The organism is Micromonospora matsumotoense (assembly GCF_900091525.1).
In the GTDB taxonomy this organism is placed as follows: Bacteria; Actinomycetota; Actinomycetes; order Mycobacteriales; family Micromonosporaceae; genus Micromonospora; species Micromonospora matsumotoensis.
Genome location: NZ_FMCU01000016.1, coordinates 13146 through 30526 on the forward strand (window position 1 = coordinate 13146; position 17381 = coordinate 30526).

Here is a 17381-nt window from a genome sequence, read left to right on the forward strand (position 1 = left end):
CGCACCTGGGACGGCGCGGCCCGACCGGGGGCGGGTCACAGGGGCAGTCGACCGGCCCCGGCGAACGGCCCCACCACGAGCGGCACCAGCGGCGCGGGCACCGCCGGCGACGCGCGCAGGGTCGGCGTCCAGCCGGCGTCACCGCCCAGGTCCGGGTCGTGGGTCGCGTTGTAGGCGGCCACCAGGTCGACCGGTCGGGGCAGCGCCCGGTCGGCGTCCACCCAGTTGCCCCGGGTGGTGACCGCGGTGCCACCCCAGTCGTACAGCAGGTCGCCGGAGGCGACGCCGACGCCGAGGGTGAAGAAGTTGTTCTCCACGTACGCGGCGGACTGCACGCCCACGCCGATCGCGTACGCGAAGTCGTCGCCGGCCAGCCGGTACCAGTTGTTGTAGACGTCGACCTGGCCGAAGCGGACCCGGGGCAGCCGCTGGAGCACCCGGTCGAACAGGTTGTGGTGCAGCGTCACCTTCAACCGGCCGACGTCCGGCCCGACCGTGTTGGACGAGCCGATCAGCATCAGCTTGTCCCTTCCGGTGAACCGGTTGTACGAGGCGGTCACCAGGCTGGCGGTGTGGGTGATGTCCAGCGACCCGTCGTGCACCTGGTACGGCCGGCCGAAGTACACCGGTTGGGCGCTGTCCGGGTTGTCGCCGTCGGTGAAGGTGTTGTGGTCGACCCAGACGTGCTCGCTGCGGCGTACCGAGATCTGGTCGTACTGGGAGTTCCAGTTGCCGGTCGCGCCGTCGGTGGGCGACCAGGCCGGGAAGCAGTCCCGGGTGTCGTCGAAGGTCAGGTTGCGGACGATGACGTTGTTGGCCCCGTCGACCATCAGGGTCAGTCCGGTGAGGACCGCCCCGTGTCGGCCGACGATCGTGGTGTTCGGGCCGACGTTGATCTGCGTCTGCCGGGTCTGGCTGGCCACCGAGCGGACCCGGGCGGCCTCCAGTGCCCCGGTCGGCGGCACCATGCCCCACACCGCCGGGTCGTACGCGGCCAGGTAGGCCGGCAGGCTGTACTCCGGGTCGGCCAGGTCGGCACAGCTGCGCAGGCTGCCGTCGTCGGCGGCGAACCCGTCCACAGTGCCGTCCACGACGATCACCTTCGGGGTGGCGTTGCTCCGGTTGGTGGCGTTGTCGCCGCCCAGCGCGCGGACCAGGTCGGCCCGGCTGCGTACCAGGTGGACCTGGTCCGGGCCGGCCGCCGCGCCGCCGGTGGTGCCGGGGCCGTCGGCCGCCCAGCCGTCACCGGCCGGCAGGGTCTGCCGGGCGATCCGCTCGACGGCCCGGGGCGGCCCGTCGGGTGGCGCGGCGTACGCGGCGGTGCCCGAGGTCAGCAGGAGGGAGAGGGCGACCAGGGCCGCCCCGGTGGTGCGTGGACGCATAGGACTCTCCGGAGGGTGTGGTGGTGGGTGGTGGGTCAGTCGTCCTGCGCCGCCAGGGCGGTGCGCACCGGCGGCACCGCCCACGGCACCGCCAGCTCCGACAGCAGCGCCCCCTGCTCGGCGGCCCGGCGCAGCACCGCGTTGATCCCGCGCACCGTCACCGCCCGCTCCGGTCCGCTGCCGGTCACCGTGACCAGGTCGCCGCCGAGCATGGTCGGCTCGGGAGCGCGCTGTACCTGTTCCAGCACGGCGGTGAACGGGGCGGTCCGGGCCAGCGGGGCGATCAGCGGGGTGCCGGCCGGGTCGGCGCGGTGGGCGAGCAGGTTCTCCAGCAGCCCCCGCCGCCCCGGCACCACCCGGGGTTGCGGGTCACCGGGCAGCAGCAGCCGGTCGGTCGGGTACTCCAGCACCGCCCGCCCGGCGGTGCCGGTCACGATCACCTCACCGGCGACGAAGTCCTCCCCGGCCAGCGTCACCGCCACCACGATCGGCGGCCCGCCGGCGACGACGATCCGCAGCGCGGCGGTGTCGTCCACCTCGATCGGCCGGACCCGGTAGCGTTCCAGCTCGATCTCCGACGGCCGGACCGGCGCGCCGGTCACCGTCTCGGCCACCGCCAGGCACTGCATCACCGCGTGCGCGAGCGGGTTCACCAACGCCCCGTCCAGCACCGGCCGACCGTGCAGGGTGCGTCGGCCGGCCCACGGGGAGCGGGCGAAGTAGCCGTCCGGTCGTTGCCAGGCGGCGACCGTGCCGATGCCGGTGACGGTGCCCAGCCGGCCCTGCCCGACGGCGGCCGACAACTGCGCCAGCGCCGCCGACCCGAGCGCCTGAAAGCCGACCTGGCAGGCCCGCCCGGTCGCGGTCAGCGCCCCGGCCAGCGTCCGGTGTTCGGCGGTGGACAGCACCGGTGGCTTCTCCAGCAGCAGGTCCGCACCGGCGGCGAGGGCGTCCAGGGCGATCGGCAGGTGGGTGTGCGGCGGGGTGCAGACGATCACCACGTCCGGCCGGGTGGCGGCGAGCATCTCCCGGTGGTCGGTGTGCACGGTGGCCTCGGCCGGCACGGGCGCGGCCGGCTCGTCCTCGATCGGCCGCACGTCCACCAGCGCCACCAGCTGCAACCGTCCCGCCGCGTGCAGCGGGGCCACCGTCCGCCGGTGCCAGCGGCCGTGCCCGTTCGCGCCGACGATCGCCACCCGGGGTACGGCGACCCCGGTGCCGGTCGGCGTTGCGGTGGCGTCGCGGGTGGCCGGCGCGTCCTGGGCGGCCAGCCCACCGGCGGCGGCCGGCGGCACCGGGGCGGTCACGCCGCGCCCGCCAGGACCGCCGCCACGCCGTGGGTACGCAGCGCGCCGAGCCACCCGGCGACGTCGGCGCGGAACCCGTCGTCGTCGGCGAGCGCGGCCGGGAAGACCTCCGGCAGGGCGAACAGCGCCTCGACCGTACCGGCGGGGGTGTCCCCGGCGGTGGCGAGCGCGGCGGTGATCCGGTCGGCCAGCGGGTCGTCCAGCGGCAGCACGGTGCCGTCGTCGGCCCGCCCGTCGAGGAACCGCAGCCAGGCCGCCACGACCAGCGCCGACCAGTACGCCGGCCGACCCTGCGCGCGCAGGTCGACGGCGGTGTGCAGGACCCGCTGCGGCAGCTTCTGCGAACCGTCCATCGCCACCTGGAGGGTGCGGTGCCGGATCGCCGGGTTGGCGAAGCGGGCCAGCGCCTCGTCGCCGTACCCGGTGACCCGTACCCCGTCGGGCGGGGTGAAGCTGGCGGCCACGTCGTCGGCGACGAACCGACGCAGCACGTCGGTCAGGCCGGGCAGGGTCAGCGCCTCGGCGATCGTCTCGCGGCCGGCCACCGCCCCCAGGTAGGCCACCGCGGAGTGCACGCCGTTGAGGCCGCGCAGCTTCAGCCGCTCCCACGGCCCGGCGTCGGTGGTGAGCACCGCGCCGGCCTGCTCCCACCGGGGCCGGCCGCCGGGGAAGTCGTCCTCCACCACCCACTGGGTGTACGGCTCGGCGGCCACCGCCGCCAGGTCGGCCACCCCCAGCGCGGCGCGGGCGTCCGCCAGCGTCCCGTCGGTGCTGGCCGGGACGATCCGGTCCACCATCGTGCCGGGGAAGCTCACCTGCCCGGCGAGGGCGTCCAGCACGGCGTCCGGCGCCCCGGCCAGGGTCAGCGACTGCTGCACCAGGCCGCGCAGCCGACGCCCGTTGGACGGCAGGTTGTCGCAGCTGACCAGCGCGATCGGGCCCGCCTGCGCGGCGGCACGGGCGAGCAGCCCGCGCACCAGCAGGCCGGGCACGGTGACCGGCAGCCGGTCGGTGGTCAGGTCGAGGGTCAGCTCCGGGTCGGCCCGCAGCACCCCGGAGACCGGGTCCAGGTGGTACGCCTTCTCGGTCACCGTCAGCGTCACCACCCGGATCGCCGGGTCGGCCAGCAGCGCGACCACCGCCGCCGGGTCGCTGGCCGCGTGGCGTACCCCGGCCAGCGCGCCGACCACCCGGGTCTCGGACCGGTCGGCGGCCAGCGTGGTGACGCTGAACAGCGCGTCCTGCGCCGCGAGGGCCTCGACCAGCGCGGTGCTGCGCGGGGCGACCCCGATGATGCCCCAGTCGCCGCCGGCCGCACCGATCGCCGCCTCGGTGAAGACCGCCTGGTGGGCCCGGTGGAACGCGCCCAGTCCCAGGTGGACGATGCCGGCCGGCACGGTGCCCGGCCGGATCAGCGGTCGGCTCTGCGCGGGCACCCGGTGCAGGGTGGCCAGGCCCAGCCGTTCGGCGCCCCCGTTCACCGCCATGCCGGGCCGTCCGGGAAGCGGAACCGGGCGATCGACTCGGGGCGCATGGTGGCGCTGTAGCCGGGGGCGGTGGGCAGCAGGTACCGGCCGCCCCGGGTGTGGACCGGGTCGACGAAGTGCTCGTGCAGGTGGTCGACGTACTCGACCATCCGCCCGTCCAGGCTGGCCCCGACCCGCAGGTAGTCGAAGATCGCCAGGTGCTGCACGTACTCGCAGAGGCCGACGCCACCGGCGTGCGGGCAGATCGGCACCCCGAACTTGGCCGCCAGCAGGATCTCCGCCAGCACCTCGTTGACCCCGCCGACCCGGCAGGCGTCGATCTGCATCACCCCGATCGCCTCGGCCTGGAGCAGCTGCTTGAAGATCACCCGGTTGGCGGCCACCTCGCCGGTGGCGACCCGGCACCGGCCGTCGGTCAGCGCGGTCACGGCGCGGGCGATCCGGGCGTGCCCGAGGATGTCGTCCGCGTGCGTCGGCTCCTCGATCCAGTACGGGTCGACCTCGGCCAGCGCGGTCATGGCGGTGATCGCCTCGTCGACGTCCCAGACCTGGTTGGCGTCCATCATCAGCAGCGCGTCCGGGCCGATCTCGGCCCGGATGATCCGCGCCCGGCGCAGGTCGTCGGCCGGCGGACCGCCGACCTTCATCTTCATCGCCCGCCACCCCTGGGCGTACGCCTCGCGGGTCAACGCCCGCACCTTCTCGTCCGGATACCCCAACCACCCGACCGACGTCGTGTACGACGGAAAACCACCCTGCTCAAGTTCCGCGAGCCGTCCCGACCCTCCGACTAATCCCTTGTCGAGGATGGTGGCCGCCTCGTCGGGGGTGAGCGCGTCGGTGATGTGGTGGAAGTCGATGTTGGCGACCAGTTCGTCGGTGGGCAGCTCGGCGAGGTAGCGCCACATCGGCTTGCCGGCCAGCTTGGCCCGCAGGTCCCAGACCGCGTTGACCAGCGCGCCGGCGGCCATGTGGATGACCCCCTTCTCCGGCCCCAGCCAGCGCAGCTGCACGTCGGCGGTGAGCGAACGCCAGAACGCCACCGGCTCGGCCGCGATCTCCTCCACGGTGCGCCCACGGACGTGGTGGGCGAGGGCCTCGATCGCCGCGCAGGTGATCTCGTTGCCCCGGCCGTTGGTGAAGGTGAACCCGGCGCCGGTCGGACCGGTGTCGGTGCGCAGCTCCACGTAGCTGGCCGAGTAGTCACCCCGGTTGATCGCGTCCGAGCCGTCGCCGGCCGCCGCGGTGGGGAACCGGACGTCGTGCACGTCGACGTCGGTGATCCTGGTGCTCATGCGGACCCTCCGAACCTGAAGACCTTCTTGGGCAGCCGGTACGCCAGGTCGACGACCGTCTCGGCGGCCTCGTCCTCGGTCAGCCGGTGTTCGGCGACGAGGCGGGCCAGGAACCCGGCGTCGATCCGGCGGGCCACGTCGTGGCGGACCGGGATGGAGCAGAACGCACGGGTGTCGTCGACGAACCCGGCGGTGTTGTAGAACCCGGCGGACTCGGTGACCGCCTCCCGGAACCGGCGCAGCACCTCCGGGGAGTCCAGGAACCACCAGGGCGCGCCGAGGTAGAGCGCGGCGTAGCCGCCCGCCAGCGGGGCCAGCTCCCGGGTGAAGGTGTACTCGTCGAGGGTGTAGAGCACCACCCGCAGCCGCGGGTCGTTGCCGTACGCGTCGAGCAGCGGGGCCAGCGCGTGCACGTACTCGGTGGCCTGTGGGACGTCGCCGCCGACGTCGCGGCCGTGGCTGGCGTACAGCCGGCGGTTGTGGTTGCGGACCGCGCCGGGGTGCAGTTGCAGCACCAGCCCGTCGTCGAGGGACATCCGGGCGAACTCCACCAGCATGTGTGCCCGGAACGCCTCGGCGTCGGCGGCGTCGGCCAGTCCGCGCCGGCCCCTGTCGTAGAGCTTCGCCGCCTCGTCGGCGGTCAGCGCCAGGGTCCGCGCGGTGGGGTGGCCGTGGTCGGAGGAGGTCGCGCCGGCCGCGATGAACGCCGCCCGGCGGGCCCGCAGCGCGTCCAGGTAGCCGGCGTACGTGCCGGTGTCGACGCCGGCCACCTCGCCGAGCCGGGCCACGTTGTCGGCCCAGCCGTCGAACTCCATGTCGACCACGTTGTCCGGGCGGAACGTGGTGACCACCCGGCCGCCCGGGCCGCCCCAGCCGTCGGCGGCGAGCTTGGCGTGCCGGCCGAGGTCGTCCAGGGGCGACTCGGTGGTGGCCAGCACCTCGATGCGGAACCGTTCGAACAGCGCCCGGGGCCGGTACTCCGGCTCGGCCAGCCGGGCGGCCAGCTCGTCGTAGACGGCGTCGGCGGTGTCCGGGGTCAGCGCGGTGTCCACCCCGAACACCTCGCTGAAGGTGCGGGTCAGCCACAGCCGGGACGGGGTGCCCCGGAACAGGTGCCAGTGCGCGGCGAAGCGCCGCCAGATCGTCCGGCCGTCGGTCTCCACCGGGCTGCCGTCGACGCTGGGCACGCCCAGCTCGGCCGGGGGGACGCCCTGGCTGAGCAGCATCCGGGTGAGGTAGTGGTCGGGCACGATGAGCAGCCGGGCCGGGTCGGGGAAGGGCTGGTCCTCGGCCAGCAGCGCCGGGTCGACGTGCCCGTGCGGCGAGATGATCGGCTGCGGCCCGGCCAGGGCGTACAGCTCGCGGGCGATGGCCCGGACGCCCGGGTCGGTCGGCAGGAGCAGGTCAGGAGAGGTCGGCACGTCGGGGGACTCCTCGGGTACGGGCGGCGGGTCGGCGGATCAGGGCGGGGGCGGTGGTGGCGTGGGCCGCAGCGGCCGGGGTGGGCCGGTGGGTGGGCCGCAACGGGTCAGGGTGGGTGCAGGGTCGGCCGGCAGCGGTCAGGGCAGGGTGAGCAGGTCGGCCACCCGGACCGGATCGCCGGTGGCGAAGGAGCGGTTGGCGGCCAACCCGGTGAGCAGGGCCAGCGCTCCGTCACGGGCGGTGGCGGCCCGGTCCAGCGGGTCCGACTCGCCACCGAAGATCACCCGGGTCATCCGGGCGTCCGCGCCACCGTGGCCCTGCCGGGTGTAGCCCTCGACCGGCACCCGGGTGGGCGGGGCCCAGAACGGACGCAGGGTCAGGGTGGCCGTGCCGTGTTCGGCGGCGGCCTCGTCGCCGTGCAGGGCGGCGCCCTTGAGCGCGCCGGCGGCCCCCGGGCTGACGAAGTCGCTCTCGGTGACCTCCAGTTCGAGGCGGCCCCGGCTGCCGTTGACCATCACCCGGTAACCCTCCCAGGGCGCGTACGCGGTGAGGTGGTAGGTCATCGTCGCGCCGGTGGAGTAGCGGGCCAGCACCGCCATGTCGTCCTCGATGCTCACCCCGGGGGCGAAGACGTTGCGGTCGCGGTGGTAGCCGTCCTCTCCCTCGGCGTCGAGGTACAGCTCCCGCAGCCGGGGGTGGTCGGCCAGCCGCAGGGCGAACGGGTCGTCGGCGGCGGCGGGGGAGTCGTGCGCCCGGTCGTAGTCGCGGGCGTAGCCGTGCCGGCGGCCGTCGGCGCCGTAGAAGAACAGCCGGCCGGCCGCGTACACCTCGACCGGGGTGGCGTCGAGCCACCAGTTGACCAGGTCGAAGTGGTGGCTGGCCTTGTGCACCATCAGCCCGCCCGAGCTGCCCTTGTCCCGGTGCCAGCGGCGGAAGTAGTCCGCGCCGTGCCGCACGTCGAGCAGCCACTCGAAGTGCACCGAGCCGACCTCGCCGACCGCGCCGTCGGCGAGCAGCCGCCGGACCTGCTCGTGCAACGGGTTGTAGCGGTAGTTGAAGGCGACGGTGACCTGCCGGCCGGTCTCGGCGACCGCGTCGAGGATGCGTCGGCAGCGGGCTGCATCGACGGTCATCGGCTTCTCGGTGACCACGTCGCAGCCGGCCCGCAGGGCCGCCACGATGTACTCGTCGTGGGTGACGTCGACGCTGGTCACCAGGACCACGTCGACCCGTTCCCTGTCGAGCATGGCGGCGAAGTCGCCGGCCCGGTAGGTCGGCACGGCCGGGTGGCCCAGCTCGGCCAGCCACCGGTTGTGCGCGTCCATCCGGGTCTGGTTGACGTCGGCGAAGGCGACCAGCTGGGCGGTGTCGGCGTGCTCGGTGACCAGGGCACGGACGAACATCTCGGCCCGCGCCCCGGTGCCGACCAGGGCGTGCCGTCGACGCGGCGTGGCGGGTGGTGACATCGGGTGGACCTCCCCGGTCGCTGCAAAGGTTTGCAGTGAAGAAACCACGACGATGAAGATCACGTCAACGATCGATGCCAATCCCGTGGTATAGATACCCTTTTGTGGGCTTAAGGGGGCATGGTGAGAGCGCCCCCGCAATCGACCTGTAACAAACTCCCGTTGACAGTGGAGCAACCGTTTGCATTAATTGGCGGCACCCACGTGACCCCGACCACACCATCGACGAGAGGGCCGCCCGTGCCAGCCACCATCCGCGACGTCGCGCGGGCCTCGGGCGTGCACATCTCCACGGTGTCCCGCACCTTCTCGGCGCCGCACCTGGTCAACCCGGAGACCCGGGTCCGGGTGCTGGCCTGCGCCGAGGAGCTCGGCTACCGGCCCAACCGGGCCGCCCGCGCCCTGATCACCGGCCGGACCCACAACATCGGCCTGATCATCGCGGACATCGCCAACCCGTTCTTCCCGCCGTTGATCAAGGCGGCCGAGGGGCAGGCCCGGCACCGCGACTACCACGTCTTCGTGGCCGACACCAATGAGGACCCGGCCGCCGAGGAGGAACTGGTCCACGCGCTGGCCAAGCAGGTGGACGGGGTGCTGCTGTGCAGCCCCCGGATGAGCAACGCCCTGATCGAGCAGGTCAGCCGGGAAGTCCCGGTGGTGGTGATAAACCGCCAGGTGACCGGTCTGCCCTGCGTGATGATGGACGTCGGTCAGGGCGCCCGCGCCGCGATCGAGCACCTGCTGGGCCTCGGCCACCGGCAGCTCGCCCTGCTCGGCGGCCCGCGCGGCTCCTGGACCAACCAGCAGATGCGCCGGGCGGCCGGGGCCGCCGCCCGCTCCGGTGGGGCCGAGCTGACCGTGCTCGGCCCGAACCCGCCCACCGAGACCGGCGGCAGCGCGCTGGCCACCCAGGTACGCGACAGCGGCGTCAGCGCCGTGCTCGCCTACAACGACCTGATGGCGATCGGGCTGATCGAGGGGCTCGACCACCTCGGCATCCGGGTGCCGCAGGACGTCAGCGTGGTCGGGGTCGACGACATCGCGCTGAGCCGACTCACCCGCCCCAAGTTGACGACGGTGGCCACCCCAACCGCGGCCGCCGGCCGGACGGCCGTCGACATGCTGCTGCAGCACGACTCCGAACTCCGCCCGCGCGGCGGGGGACGGGCAGCGGCCGTCGGCGACCGACGCACCACCGCACAGGTAATGCTCCAGACCGAACTGGTCATTCGCGACTCGACCGGACCCGTACCCGGTCGATCCCGTCCCGGATCCGTTCCGGATGGCCCGGGCCCGCATCGCCTTGCGGACCCGGGCAGCCCGACCGTGACCACCGGTGGCGTCGTCGCCTCCTAACCCGAGGAGTGAGCGCATGCACCCCGCAACGTCCCCCACCGCCGGTACGCCGGCCGAACCGCACCACCGTACCCTCGCACCCCGTCGTCGATTCCTGCGCGGCCTGGTCGCCGCCGCCGTCGCCGTACCGCTGATGTTCGGCGCGGCGGCCTGCGGCGACGACGACGCCGGTGCCGACGGACAGGTCAAGCTCTCGGTCTTCTGGTGGGGCGGTGAGGCGCGGGCCAAGCTCACCGAGGACGCCCTCGCCCTCTACACCAAGAAGCACCCGAACGTGACGTTCGAGAAGACCTGGCAGGCCAACCAGGGCTACTTCGACAAGCTGGCCACCCTCACCGCCGGCGGCAACCCGCCGGACCTGTTCCAGATCGACGACAACTACCTGTCCGAGTACGCCGGCCGCAGCACCGTGCTCGACCTCAAGAGCTACCAGGACTCCGGCAAGCTCGACGTGTCCAAGTTCCCCAAGAGCCTGCTGGAGTACGGCGTCGTCGACGGCAAGCTGGCCGGGGTCGCCTCCGGCGAGAACACCCAGGGCCTGGTCTACAACAAGACCCTGCTGACCAGCAACGGCCTCGCGGAGCCGACCACCGGCCAGAGCTGGGAGGAGCACATCGCCTGGGCCGAGCAGGTGGCCAGGAAGACCAAGATTCCGGGCACCCAGGACCCGAGCGCCGACTACAAGGCGTTCTGGGTCTGGCTGCGCCAGCAGGGCAAGGACCTCTACAACGGCAAGGACCTGGGCTTCACTGCCGAGGACGTGACGAAGTGGTTCGAGTTGTGGAAGGGCGCCCGGGACCGGGGCGCCACCCCCACCCCCGACGTGATCCACGAGGGCAACGCCAGCGACGTGACCAAGCAGCTCGTGGTCACCGGCAAGGCCGCCACCTCCTGGGTCTGGGTCAACCAGATGCCGGACCTGAAGAAGAACACCAAGGACGAGCTGGGCGTCGTGGCGTACCCGGGTGACCCGAGCGCCCAGTGGGCCCGCGCCTCGATGTACTGGTCGGTGTTCAAGAGCAGCAAGCACCGCGACACCGCCGTCGACGTGATCAACTTCCTGGCCAACGACCCGGAGGCGGCGGCGCTGCTCGGCACCGACCGGGGGCTGCCGTCGAACATGGACCTGCGGGCCAAGGTCAGCGAGTCGGTGACCGACCCGGCGATGAAGCAGTCCATCCAGGTCGAGTCCGAGCTGGCGCAGAAGTTCGGCCAGTCGCCGCAGGTGCCGATCAAGGGACACAGCAAGGTCAAGTCCGAGCTGATCAAGGCCGCTGAGAACGTCCAGTACAAGCGGGCCAGCCCGGCCCAGGCGGCGGAGCAGTTCATCACCGCCTGCAAGTCCGCGATCGCCTGATCGACCCGTCGCGGTCGACGAAAGGAGCCGGCCCCGTGGCCCTCACCACGGCCCCCGGCCGGACCGGACGCACCGGTTCCGCCCGCCCCCACGCCAACCGGCGTCGGGTCGGGCGGGACCGGCACGCCGAAGGACTGGCGGGTTACGTATTCCTCTCGCCCTGGCTCATCGGACTGATGGGCGTCACGGCGATCCCCATGCTGCTCTCGCTCTGGCTGAGCTTCACCAACTACGACATCCTCACCCCGCTGTCCGAGGTGCAGTGGGTCGGGCTGGCCAACTACGAGCGGATGTTCACCGCCGACCCGTCGTACTGGCACGCGGTCCGGGTCACGTTGACCTTCGCCCTGGTGGCCGTGCCGCTGAAGCTGGCCGCCGCGCTCGGCGTGGCGTTGCTGCTCAACAAGGCGTGGCGCGGGGTGGGCCTGTTCCGGGCGCTGTTCTACCTGCCGTCACTGCTCGGCGGCAGCGTGGCGCTGGCCATCGTCTGGGTCAACATGTTCAACCGGGACGGCGCGTTCAACTCGTTCCTCGCGCTGTTCGGCATCGAGGGGCTGCCCTGGGTCAGCGACCCGGACTGGGCGCTGCAGACGCTGATGGTGCTGGCGATCTGGCAGTTCGGGGCCCCGATGGTGATCTTCCTGGCCGGGCTCAAGCAGGTGCCCACCGAGCTGTACGAGGCCGCCTCCGTCGACGGCGCCAGCCGGTGGTCGCAGTTCTGGCACGTCACCCTGCCGATGCTCTCCCCGGTCATCTTCTTCAACCTGGTGCTGGAGACCATCAACGGGTTCCAGGGTTTCACCGCCGCCTTCGTGCTCAGCAACGGCACCGGCGGCCCGGTCGACTCCACCCTGATGTACACCCTGAAGCTCTACATCTCCGGCTTCACCGACCTGGAGATGGGCTACGCCTCCGCGATGGCCTGGGTCTTCCTGATCGCGATCGGCCTGATCACCGCGATCTTCTTCAGCACCGGGCGGTTCTGGGTGCACTACTCCGACGGGGAGAAGTGATGGTGGCGGTGACCTCGACGGCGCGTCCACGCAGCAGCCGCAAGTCGGGCGGCCGGCAGGCGGTACGCCTGCTCATCCTGATCGTGATCGTGGCCGTGGTGCTCTATCCGCTGCTGTGGATGCTGGGCACCTCGGTCAAGTCGCCGGAAGAGATCGTCAACAACGTCGGCCTGCTGCCCGAGACGTTCACCCCGGGCAACTTCACCGCCGGCTGGGGCAACTTCGACCTCAGCTTCGGCACGTTCTTCCTCAACAGCGCGATGGTCAGCCTGCTGACCGTGGTCGGCAACGCGGTCTCCTGCCTGCTGGCCGCGTACGCCTTCGCCCGGCTGCGGTTCCGGCTGCGGGGGATCTGGTTCGCCGTCATGATCGGCACCCTGCTGCTCCCCGGCCACGTGCTGATCGTGCCGCAGTACATCCTGTTCCGCAGCCTGGGTCTGGTCGGCGGGGAGTGGCCCTACCTGCCGCTGCTCATCCCGCAGTTCCTCGCCACCGAGGCGTTCTTCGTGTTCCTGATGGTGCAGTTCATGCGGGGCATCCCGCGCGAGCTGGACGAGGCAGCCAAGATCGACGGTGCCAGCCCGTACGGCATCTTCCGGCACGTCATCCTGCCGCTGAGCCGGCCGGCGCTGGTCACCACCGCGATCTTCTCGTTCATCTGGACCTGGAACGACTTCTTCCGGCAACTGGTCTTCCTGTCCAGCCTGGACGACTACACCGTGCCGGTGGCACTGACCCTGTTCATCGACTCCACCAGCCAGAGCGCGGTCGGCCCGATGTTCGCGATGTCGGTGCTGTCGCTGCTGCCGGTCTTCCTGTTCTTCCTGGCCTTCCAGCGGATGCTCGTCGAGGGCATCAACACCAGCGGGTTGAAGGGATGACCGCCGTCCCGCTGGCGCAGGAGGACGCCGAGCCGGTCCGTCGGGACTGGCGGGACACCCTGCGCGACGCCACCGACCTGGCGGTGCTCGGGTTCGCGCTGACGCTGGCCGCGCTGCCGGTGCTCACCCTCGCGCCGGCCCTGGCCACCGCCAGCGCCGCCGTGCACGACCGGCTGACCCTCGGCGGTTGGCCGGACCTGCGCACCACGCTCGCCCGGTTCGGCCGGGGGGTGCCGGCCGGCCTGGCGGCCAGCGCCGTCGGGGTGGCCGTCGCCGTCGCGCTCGGCGTCGACCTGGTCGCGCTGGCCACCGGCCGGGTGCCCGGCGGCGGGGTCGCGTTGGCCGGCACCGCCGTGGTCACCGCCGCCCTGGCCGGGTACGCCGGGCTGACCGTGGTGGCGATCGGTCGTACCGGCGGGCGGGGCTGGCGGGGCGCGGCCCGGGTCGCCGCCCGGACCGGCCTGGCCCGGCCGGGGACCTGGGTGGCGGCCGGAGGGGTCTGCGCGGTGGCCGCTCTGTTGGGGATACTGGTCACCCCGGTGGCGGTGCCGATCCTGGCCGGCTACGCGTTGGCCGCCCTGCACGCCGTCGCCGCCCGCCGGTCTTCCCCCCGGACGGAGGCACCGTGACCGGTCACCCCCACCCTGCTCCCGCGCGGTTCGACCCGCAGCCGCACCACCCCGGCCCGGACCCGGTCGGGGCGGTCACCCACCCGGGTGCGTCCGACGCGGGCGGGCCGGACGACGACGATCCGGCGCTGCACATCGGTGACGTCGAGGTGGCCCGGTACGTGGTGCGGCCCGACCTGGCCCCCCGCCACGGTCCCCGGCCCTACCTGCACCCGGTGCGGACGCTGGCCGGCACCCCGGTCACCGACGCGCTGCCCGCCGACCACGTGTGGCACCTCGGGGCGTCGCTGGCGGTGCAGGACGTCGACGGCACCAACCTGTGGGGCGGCCGGACGTACGTCCGGGACACCGGCTACACCTGGCGCGACGACCACGGCGTGATCGCCCACACCCAGTGGCGGGAACGGGCCCCGGACCGGTTGGCGCACGCGTTGCAGTGGCGCGACCGCGGCGGCGGTGTGCTGCTCACCGAGCACCGCCGGCTCGCCGCGACCCCGGTGGCCCCCGACGCCTGGGCCCTCGACATCGACTACACCCTCACCGCCCCCACGGACCGGGACGTCCACCTGGGCAGCCCGGCCACCAACGGGCGACCCGACGGGGCCGGCTACGGCGGCTTCTTCTGGCGGGCGGTCGCCGACGGTGAGCCGGTCACGTTCACCGCCGACACCGACGGGGAGAAGGCGGCCAACGGCAGCGCCGCCCGCTGGGTCGCGCTGACCGGCGTCGCGCCGGGCGGTGGGGCGTACACCCTGGTCTTCACCGGGCTCGGGCTGGGCGACCGGTGGTTCGTGCGGACGGCGATGTATCCGGGCGTCTGTGTGGCCTTCGCCTTCGACCGGCCGGCCGTGGTGCCCGCCGGTGGTCGACGGACCGGCCGGCACCGGGTGCTGGTCGCCGACGGGGTACGCGACCGGGCCGGCGTGGCCGCCCTGCTCGCCGCCGCGGAGCCGGCGTGACCGCCGGCGGACCGACCGCCGTGGCGGGGCACCCCGAGCCGTCGGCCGGACCTGAGGTGGTCACCGTCGGCGAGTCGATGGTGGTGCTCAGCCCGGACCCCACGGGCCCGCTGGCGCGGGCCGACCGGCTGGGCGTCTCGGTCGGCGGCGCGGAGTCCAACGTGGCGTCCGCGCTCGCCGCGCTCGGCCACCGGACCGCCTGGGTGAGCCGGGTCGGCGACGACCCGTTCGGCCGGCGGGTGCTACGACACGTCGCCGACACCGGGGTGGACACCGGCCTGGTCGCCGTCGACCCGACCGCGCCGACCGGCGTCTACCTCAAGGACCCGACGCCCGACGGCACCGCCGTGCACTACTACCGGTCCGGTTCGGCGGCCTCCCGCCTGCACCCCGGGGTGCTGGACGACCCGGCGCTGGCCGGGGCCCGGCTGCTGCACCTGTCCGGGATCACCGCCGCCCTCTCGCCGTCCTGCGCGGCCCTGGTGCGCCGGGCGGTCACCGACCGGCCGCTGCCCGCCGCCCGGGTCACCTTCGACGTCAACCACCGGGCCCGGCTCTGGCCGGCCGGGACCGCCGCGCCGGTGCTGCGCGGGCTCGCCGACGCCGCCGACGTGGTCCTCGTCGGGTTGGACGAGGCACACACGCTGTGGGGCGTCACCGACCCGGACGCCGTGCGGGATCTGTTGCCCGGCCCGGACCTGGTGGTGGTCAAGGACGCCGACGTCGGCGTCACCGCGCTGCCCCGCACCGGCCCGGCCGTCTTCGTCCCCGCGCTGCGGGTGCCGGTGCACGAGCCGGTCGGCGCCGGCGACGCCTTCGCCGCCGGCTGCCTGTCCGGGCTGCTGCGCGGCCTCGACCTGCACCACTGCCTGCGGCTCGGGCACCTCTGCGCGGTCCCCGCCCTGACCGTGGCCGGCGACACCGCTCCGCCACCGGGGCGGGCGCTGGCCGATCGGCTCCTCGCCCTGCCGGCACGGGACTGGGCGAGCCTGGACCTGGTCGACGCCGGCCTGCTCCCCACCCCCGCCACCGGAAGGAACGGTCGATGACCGCGCACGACTTCGCACCCCTGTTCGGCACCGCACGGGTGATGGTGATCCTGCGCGACCTGCCCCCGATGGAGACCGTGCGGCTCGCCCAACGGGCCTGGGATCTGGGCATCGACGTGGTCGAGGTGCCGATCCGCACCCCCGACGCCACGCTCGCCCTGCGGGCGGCGGTGGAGGCCGGCAAGGACCGGGGCCGACGGGTCGGTGCCGGCACGGTGCGCACCCCCGCCCAGGTCCGGCAGGCCGCCAGCGCCGGGGCGGCGTTCACCGTCGCCCCCGGGTTGGACCTGGCGGTGGCCGACGCGGCGGTCAGCTACGGCATCCCGCACCTGCCCGGGGTGGCCACCCCCACCGAGGCGCAGCTCGCGCTCGACCACGGGCTGATCTGGCTCAAGGCGTTCCCGGCGGTCAGCCTCGGCCCACAGTGGTTCAAGGCGGTCGCCGGCCCACTGCCGGAGCTGCGGTTCGTGGCGACCGGGGGGATCGACGCGGGCAACGCCGCCGACTTCCTCGCCGCCGGGGTGCGGGTGGTGGCGGTGGGTTCGGCGCTGTCCGACCCCCGGCAGATCGACCGGCTCGCCGAGCTGGCGACGACCCCGGCCTGAGCCGGTGCCGACCCCGCCCGCCGCCCTGCCGGGCCGGACGCTGCCGCCCGCCGGCCTGCCGCGCCGGCCGGTGTCGACCGCCGGCCTGTCGCGCGGGCGTGCGGCGGCCAGGGCACCGATCCGGTGGATCGGTGCGGGCGGGTCAGTCCGGGGCGGGGCCGAGACTGTCCCGGACGACCAGGGTGGCCGGCAGCACCTCGACCCGGGACCGGTCGGCGGCCGGGCCCAGGGCCAGGGTCATCGCCCGTGCGCCCAGCTCCACCAGCGGCAGCCGGACGGTGGTCAGCGCGGGGGTGACGTCGGCGGCGACCGGCATGTCGTCGAAGCCCACCACCGAGACCTGCCCGGGGACCGGGATGTCGCGGGCGCGCAGCAGGGTCAGCGCGCCGACGGCCATCGAGTCGTTCAGCGCCACCAGGGCGGTCAGCCCGGGGACGGCGTCGAGCAGCTCACCGGCGGCGCGGGCGCCGCCGTCGCGGTCGAAGTCGGCGTAGCGGATCCGCTCCTCGGACAGCGGGTGGCCGCCCTCGGCGAGCGCGGCACGCAGCCCGTCGAGCCGGTCGGTGATCGTGGTCAGCACCTGCGGCCCGGCGACCACCCCGATCCGGCGGTGTCCCTGGCGCAGCAGTTCCGCGCCGAGCAGTCGGCCGCCGTCGGCGTTCGCCGGCATCACCGCGTCGCCCGGGTGCTCGTGCCGGCCGACCACCGCCACCCGGCCGCCGGTCGCCTCGTAGGCGGCCAGCTTCTCGGCGAGCCGGGCGGTGAAGGTGGCGTCGTGGTAGCCGGAGCCGGCCAGCACGATCGCGGCGACCTGCTGGGCGCGCAGCATCTCCACGTACTCCAACTCGCGTTCCGGGTCGCGGTAGCTGTTGCAGATGATGACCAGCCGGCCGTGGTCGGTGGCAACCCGTTGCAGTCCCCGGGTCAGCTCGGCGAAGTACGGGTCGGAGACGTCGTGCACCACCACGCCGACCACGCTGCGCTGCGGCCGGGCCAGCAACTGGGCGTGCGCGTTCGGCACGTAGCGCAGGTCGGCGACGGCCCGCAGCACCCGTTCGCGCAGGTTGTCGGCGACGGGCTTGCTGCTGCCGTTGATCACCCGGGAGGCGGTGGCGGGGGAGACCCCGGCGCGGCGGGCGACATCGGCCAGCGTCGCCATGGGCACCCCCG

Annotated in this window: 15 protein-coding genes; 8 read left to right on the forward strand and 7 right to left on the reverse strand. The window is 73.8% G+C overall.

Features of this window, described 5'->3' with window-relative positions:
• Positions 1–35 precede the first annotated feature (35 nt).
• The 6 genes from GA0070216_RS25120 to GA0070216_RS25145 all read right to left on the reverse strand — a co-directional run bounded on the left by GA0070216_RS25120 (position 36) and on the right by GA0070216_RS25145 (position 8359).
• Positions 36–1382, reverse strand: coding sequence for a pectate lyase family protein (locus GA0070216_RS25120; RefSeq protein WP_091251118.1), 1347 nt, complete (start codon positions 1380–1382; stop codon positions 36–38).
• A 35-nt stretch (positions 1383–1417) separates the two neighbouring features.
• Positions 1418–2689: a Gfo/Idh/MocA family protein gene (locus tag GA0070216_RS25125; RefSeq protein ID WP_425413194.1), complete on the reverse strand. Its 1272-nt coding sequence runs from the start codon at positions 2687–2689 to the stop codon at positions 1418–1420.
• Complete coding sequence (locus GA0070216_RS25130; RefSeq protein WP_091251120.1) at positions 2686–4176, reverse strand: mannitol dehydrogenase family protein; 1491 nt, start codon at positions 4174–4176, stop codon at positions 2686–2688. Before GA0070216_RS25130 ends, GA0070216_RS25125 begins: the two co-directional genes overlap by 4 nt.
• Positions 4167–5471 carry an enolase C-terminal domain-like protein gene (locus GA0070216_RS25135; RefSeq protein ID WP_091251122.1) on the reverse strand — a complete coding sequence of 435 codons (1305 nt, stop codon included), beginning with the start codon at positions 5469–5471 and terminating at the stop codon, positions 4167–4169. The genes GA0070216_RS25130 and GA0070216_RS25135 overlap by 10 nt, the downstream gene beginning before the upstream one ends.
• Positions 5468–6892, reverse strand: a complete 1425-nt coding sequence (gene uxaC, locus GA0070216_RS25140; RefSeq protein WP_091251124.1) for a glucuronate isomerase — start codon at positions 6890–6892, stop codon at positions 5468–5470. The genes GA0070216_RS25135 and uxaC overlap by 4 nt, the downstream gene beginning before the upstream one ends.
• Before the next feature lie 138 nt (positions 6893–7030).
• Entirely contained in the window at positions 7031–8359 is a 1329-nt protein-coding gene (locus GA0070216_RS25145) for a Gfo/Idh/MocA family protein (protein WP_091251126.1), read from the reverse strand.
• A 240-nt stretch (positions 8360–8599) separates the two neighbouring features.
• Between GA0070216_RS25145 and GA0070216_RS25150 the strand changes: the two genes are divergently transcribed.
• From GA0070216_RS25150 to GA0070216_RS25185, 8 genes are read left to right on the forward strand one after another with little or no spacing between them, the layout of a single operon-like run.
• A complete protein-coding gene (locus GA0070216_RS25150) occupies positions 8600–9718 on the forward strand; it encodes a LacI family DNA-binding transcriptional regulator (protein ID WP_091251128.1) in 1119 nt (372 codons plus the stop codon).
• A 16-nt stretch (positions 9719–9734) separates the two neighbouring features.
• Positions 9735–11075 (forward strand): ABC transporter substrate-binding protein, encoded by a 1341-nt coding sequence (locus GA0070216_RS25155; protein ID WP_091251130.1) that lies wholly within the window; start codon positions 9735–9737, stop codon positions 11073–11075.
• A gap of 35 nt (positions 11076–11110) precedes the next feature.
• Positions 11111–12088 carry a carbohydrate ABC transporter permease gene (locus GA0070216_RS25160; RefSeq protein WP_091251132.1) on the forward strand — a complete coding sequence of 326 codons (978 nt, stop codon included), beginning with the start codon at positions 11111–11113 and terminating at the stop codon, positions 12086–12088.
• Entirely contained in the window at positions 12088–12969 is an 882-nt protein-coding gene (locus GA0070216_RS25165; protein ID WP_091251133.1) for a carbohydrate ABC transporter permease, read from the forward strand. Before GA0070216_RS25160 ends, GA0070216_RS25165 begins: the two co-directional genes overlap by 1 nt.
• Positions 12966–13598 (forward strand): hypothetical protein, encoded by a 633-nt coding sequence (locus tag GA0070216_RS25170; protein WP_091251134.1) that lies wholly within the window; start codon positions 12966–12968, stop codon positions 13596–13598. Before GA0070216_RS25165 ends, GA0070216_RS25170 begins: the two co-directional genes overlap by 4 nt.
• Entirely contained in the window at positions 13595–14557 is a 963-nt protein-coding gene (locus GA0070216_RS25175) for a DUF6807 domain-containing protein (protein ID WP_245722713.1), read from the forward strand. Before GA0070216_RS25170 ends, GA0070216_RS25175 begins: the two co-directional genes overlap by 4 nt.
• Positions 14554–15606, forward strand: coding sequence for a sugar kinase (locus tag GA0070216_RS25180; RefSeq protein WP_245722714.1), 1053 nt, complete (start codon positions 14554–14556; stop codon positions 15604–15606). The genes GA0070216_RS25175 and GA0070216_RS25180 overlap by 4 nt, the downstream gene beginning before the upstream one ends.
• Positions 15603–16211 (forward strand): bifunctional 4-hydroxy-2-oxoglutarate aldolase/2-dehydro-3-deoxy-phosphogluconate aldolase, encoded by a 609-nt coding sequence (locus GA0070216_RS25185; protein ID WP_091251136.1) that lies wholly within the window; start codon positions 15603–15605, stop codon positions 16209–16211. The genes GA0070216_RS25180 and GA0070216_RS25185 overlap by 4 nt, the downstream gene beginning before the upstream one ends.
• 142 nt (positions 16212–16353) lie before the next feature.
• Here GA0070216_RS25185 and GA0070216_RS25190 read toward each other — a convergent pair whose 3' ends face one another.
• Positions 16354–17370: a LacI family DNA-binding transcriptional regulator gene (locus GA0070216_RS25190; protein ID WP_091251138.1), complete on the reverse strand. Its 1017-nt coding sequence runs from the start codon at positions 17368–17370 to the stop codon at positions 16354–16356.
• Positions 17371–17381 lie beyond the last annotated feature (11 nt).